Source organism: Bartonella sp. MM73XJBT (assembly GCF_028618465.1).
Classification (GTDB): domain Bacteria; phylum Pseudomonadota; class Alphaproteobacteria; order Rhizobiales; family Rhizobiaceae; genus Bartonella.
On the sequence record NZ_JAQISY010000060.1, the window covers coordinates 1 to 5558 of the forward strand.

The window sequence follows — 5558 nt, forward strand, 5'->3', positions numbered from 1 at the left end:
GAAAACTGCCACTGAACGCACATCTGCAATTTCGCCAGAAAGTTTCTTTACATTCTCATCAAGCTGACCTTTGTTAACTGCTTCATTGCCTTTTTCTGCCTTCTTCACACCAGAAAGGATTCTATTATTACTTTCTTTATCTGCAATATTAATTGTAGCGTCTTCCTTTTCACTACCAATGTTAATATGCTTTGTATCCTCATCCCACTTAACAAGGCTATCACCTTTTACACTCGTAATTTCATTCTTGATATCATTTTTAACATTTGTGATAGAACTACCAACGCCTGCCAAAGCTGCCGCTACATCATGATAAGTCGTAGTTTCTTCCTCACCATCATTTTTAACTGTTTTTACTGTAAATGTTGGATCGGTCCACGTGCCATTCTCATAGCCAGCATCACCACCAAAATACTTGGCCATATTCGTGGCAGCGGTTTTGAAATTATCGGATAAAGTTGTTACATTTTTATTTGTTGCAAACAACTGTGAACCGGTAACAGCTTCATTTGAAGCTTCTGACAGAGAAGCACTCTTTAAACCCGTAAGAGTACGCTGTTCATTCTTTTTGTTGGTAATATCAATTTTGTCACCATCGGTTTCCTTACCAATGGTGATGTGTTTTGTATCGCTGTCTTGTTTCACAAAGCTACTGGCTGCGACTTGTTCTTTAACATCTTTTTCAACTTTTTGTAGTTGTCCAAAATTCACCGCATCGCTATCTTCAGTACCCTTTGCCACTCCTGTTATCTTTTTACTGCCAGCATCAATACCAGAAGTTGTGACTTTCGGACCATTCTTGATGATCAAGCCTGTTGTATCTAAAGTTACTGAACTTACTGCATCTGCTCTATCATCTGATACGCTTTCTTCCTCTAATTTTATGCTCTTTAACGTGAGATCTTTTGCTAAATCAAATTTTACGTTATTATCTTTATCGCCTTTTGTGATTGCAAAGTTTTGACTTCCAGCAGAAAAATCTATGTCACTGTCTAAAAGCACTGTTTTCGCATTCTTACCATCAACAGACAGTTTCCAACCTTTCTTTCTTACAACTTCTTCTAAGTCTTTTAACTGTCTAACATTCACTGCATCGGCATCTCCACTACCAGCTGCAACGCCTGTAATCTGCCTCGTTATATTATTACTAGGGTCACCAACACTCACTGCACCTCTTGTACTTTTCCATTGAGCTTCGGTGTTGGTGGCTGATCCTTGCAAAAGAGAAGTATAACCTGCAACACCAGCAGCCCTATCGGATGTAGAAGTGGAACCTATAGCAACACCATCTTTAACCAACACTTTAGATTGGTAACCTAAAGCAATACTACGCTCACCTGTTACTTCTACGCCATAACCCAAACCAACACTATACCAACCTGATACCTTTCCCTTAACACCTATAATAGTAGAATGAGGATCTGATGCCTCTGCTTCAGAACCTAAAACAATAGCGCCAGCTGCCTTTGCCTCTGCGTGAAAGCCTAGAGCAAGAGATTTTTCTCCATTTGCCTTTGAATCTACCCCTAAAGCAATACTTTTCTCTGCATTTGCTTCTGAATAAAAACCTATAGAAATAGCGTGTTCTTTCGCTGCATATGCACGATGCCCAACAGCCGTTGTACCATAACCCAAAGCTTTAGAAACAGCACCCAAAGCTGTTGAATAATCACCATTGGCAGTGGTATAATCATCATCCCCGTGTTCACTATTCTCATTATATTCAGAACCTAATGCGGTACTGCTTTTCCCCAAAGCATGCGCCATGCGACCTATAGCTATACTGTCTTCTTTTGTCGCCTGTGCCTGATTACCCATAGTTATGGCGAATTTTCCTGTTGCATTTGTATTCGCACCAATAGCAACTGAATTTTCCCCATCTGCTATAGCATCTACAAAATCTTTGCCTGAAGTGTTAATTTTTAGACCTTTTATACCCCCTACTCCTTGTACTGCTTTTAGCTGTGAAAAATTCACAGCATCGGTATCTTCAGTACCCTTTGCCACTCCTGTTATCTTTTTACTGCCAGCTTTAATACCAGAAGTCGTGATTTGAGGACCATTGGAAATTACTAAACCTGTTGCGTTTAACGTATTGTTTCCTGCTTTTATGCTATTGAGTGCAATGTCCTTTGCTAAATCAAATTTTACTTTATTATCTTTATTGCCTTTTGTAATATAAAGATTGCTACTTCCAGCGGCTAAATCCACTGTATTTTTTATGCCAATAGCTGTAGCATTTGCACCACCAACAGAAAGAGACCAACCTTGGTCTACGTACATTTGCAACGATTTAATCTGCGCAACATTAGCAGCATCAGACATTTCAGTGCCAGCTGATACTCCGATAATTTGGCGCGTTTGTCCATTACCACCGACACTAACAGCGCCCTGTGTACTTTTCCATACAGCCCCTTTATCAGTCGCAGCGCCTTTAATGTAAGGACTGAAACCAGCAACACCAGCAGCAACAGCAGCTATAGAATCTCTCCCTATAGCAATAGCTCCAGGCATCGCCACAATAGAACTCTGTCCTATTGCAACACCACCTTCTTTGAACCCCTTAGCACCCCAACCAATGGCGATACTACCCTTCTCACCTGCCATTGAACGAGAACCAATAGAAAGCGAATAGTCCCTTAAAGCTTGTGTTGCATAACCCAAAGCTACCGAATGCAAACCATGCGCAAAGGTTCTAACAGGCTTACCGTTTGAATCTGTCATTCCAGCACCTATTGCAACACCACCCTGTCCTTCAGCAGAAGTGAGTTTACCTATAGCAACACTATCATCATCAAGAGCCTCAGCCCATGGACCTATAGCAACAACATTACTGCCTTTTTTACTTACTTGATAACCAGTAGTATAAGAATGATCCCCTACATAGCTTGCTCTAGGAGACACACCTGCTCTCACAACTACCGGAATCGCTCTTGTTATTAAATTATGATCCGATGCCGCTGACTTATAAGCGCTCTCTAAAGCAGGTTTAGCAAAAGAATTATCCTCATTCTTACCAGACAGAGTTCTAGTTAAAAAATTGGCATCGTCACTAGAAGCTTTAACTTTTTCTGCGCCTACTTTATTGAGTGCTGTTAAATAATTGTCTTTTGAGACAGGAGAGGCATCCAAACCAGCAACAGAGATCATGCTTTGTGGATAAAACACACCGGCACTGTTAACACCTTCAAGAAATGCGTTTCTGAAATCAGGATTTGCTGAAAAAACAAGAGAAATATTTAATAAACATGTCATCATCCCAGCTAACAAAAGCCTTTTAACAAAAAATAATGGATAAGAAGAACGAGGACTATCCAAGTTATTCGTTGCTGATGTGCTATATAATTTTTTCATAACAAACTCTCCGATGAAAAAATTTAGAAAGCATATCTAAAACATAAAAAAGACACATTTCAGTGCTACATGCCTATTGCAATGGCATTTTGATCAAAAGTCACTGATCAAAGGAAGAACGTTTTGAGTCTTTGTTTTATTTTTTATTTGCTTTCTCTGTTGAGATCCAAATGCTGAAAATGTTTTGTCAACGTGGAAATGACACATTTAGATTCTAATGAAATTTGTAGGCGATTTTCGCCATGCGGACTTAAAGAGGAATTTTTTTCATAAATATTAAAGCCGTTTTACTTAATAGGAGTCTTATTATTTAAAAAAGTACTTTCGAAGGGGTTTTCTTTACTTTTTTATAGTGAATAATAGATTCTCTTTTATTAATGAATTTTTTAATAAGAGGTAAGATGGCGTTCTATGATATTTAAGAAAAATTCAAATTCCTTAAGGAGTTAGGATTTTTTTGTTATAACGCTTTCTTATTAAATATAACGCTATGATCAAAGACTATTTTTCTGTTATCTGTTTGTCTTTTGTGCATTTTTTATTCCCCCCTTTTTGAATTCTTTTAATCAAAATGAGTCTTACTAATATACCTTTCGTATCTCTATCTATTATTCAATAGAATAGCAAGAGAAAAATACAACTTTTTAGTAATTTGAATAAAAATACGTTATTTCTTATGTAGCTGTGATCTTTTTTAACAAAATAAGAACAAGCCTTGCTCTAAAATCTGCTGTTCTATAGCAGAATTTAACACTATAGTTCATATCTAGTTTTATGCTAATATCTCACTGTATATTATTTACATCTGTAAATTATGAGCCCTTCTAACAAATAATGGCCAATATAATTTGCTGGTTAAAGAAGTGCTTTCTATCGTCAATTCAGTTTTACTCTTAAACCAGCCCCTATGCCCTAGCCTTCTAAACTCATAGCTGATATATTAGACTGAATCTTACCATTTTCAGACATATAATCTGGTCTAATGAAAAATGCGGACTGATCGCGCCATACACACCCGTCCCAATCGATAAACTTAAAAAGTCTGGCGTCTCTTCATAATTCAAATTCGATACAGCCAAACCAATAACCGCTGCCTGCCTGACTCTTGGCAGACAATAACCATACCTTAACTGGCTTTGCATTTGCTTATAGGCGTTTGTTCACCTCCTTTTCGTCATATGCATAAGGATCAAATTGAGGAGAATATATAAACAATCTCTAATGAAGAGATGAAAAATTGATGCGATGCTACAAAAGAATTTCGTATGCCTTTGTCATAAGAATCACTAAAAGTGATTTTATAATTTCATTTACCGGTCGTGATCCCTTTTCACATACCATGATGCTTCATATATAAGACAAAATAAACTTGAAGTATATCCACGCATGGGGGCTAGTTTACGCGATTGGCTAGCAAGAATAACAGATATCCCTTAATGAGGCATGACACCTAAAAATTACAATATCTTCGATTATTATTGTAATCTCATCACCACCAATCATATGCTATATCCCCGTTATAATCTGACAACCGATATTATTATATAAAGCAACGCGTGTATCTTAATTATTATTATCAAATTATAATACTGCATTCATTAATAATGCCATTGTTATATTCTCTTTTTTCGTCAAAAAATGACGTCATAAAAGCAACGAGTCGATTCCCAAAGAATGCCTTTTAAAAACAAAAGTCGAGAATAATATAGATTATACAAATTATTCCTCTTTGATACGATAAATACTTTTTCATCACATCCCTACCAATAAAATAATCAAATAGATATATTTATTGATAGTGATCCTTTATTTTCTATCGGTATCTATTCGTGATTCAAAATATTTCCCTTCATCTTATTTAAGAGAAGGGAAATTTATACTTTTTTATCGTTAATTCAATGTGACCCTAAATCCAGCACCTATACCCCAATGACCTCCAGCACTCGTTGCAGATACATTAGAGCGGAATTTCCCATTTTCAGACATATAACCAGCACCGATAGCGAATGCCGATTGACTGCGCCATACACCCGTACCAAATGAAAAACTTAATTTCCCTGGTGTATCGTCATAACTTAAATTCGATACAGCTAAACCAATAGCCGCCGCTTGTCTGGCTTCTTTGCGAACATCCTCAACTGCATAATTTAATGTTTCAAACTTCATATCTGTATAGGCTTTGGACTCATTAACACCATTGCTTA

General features: G+C 37.1%; 1 protein-coding gene and 1 pseudogene. Both read right to left on the reverse strand.

What is annotated here, in order from left to right; all coding sequences use genetic code 11:
* Positions 1–3354: pseudogene (locus PVV69_RS09170) on the reverse strand (hypothetical protein); the annotation flags it as partial.
* A gap of 1890 nt (positions 3355–5244) precedes the next feature.
* On the reverse strand, positions 5245–5558 hold a 314-nt coding region (locus PVV69_RS09175), incomplete at its 5' end, for a YadA-like family protein (RefSeq protein ID WP_273757261.1).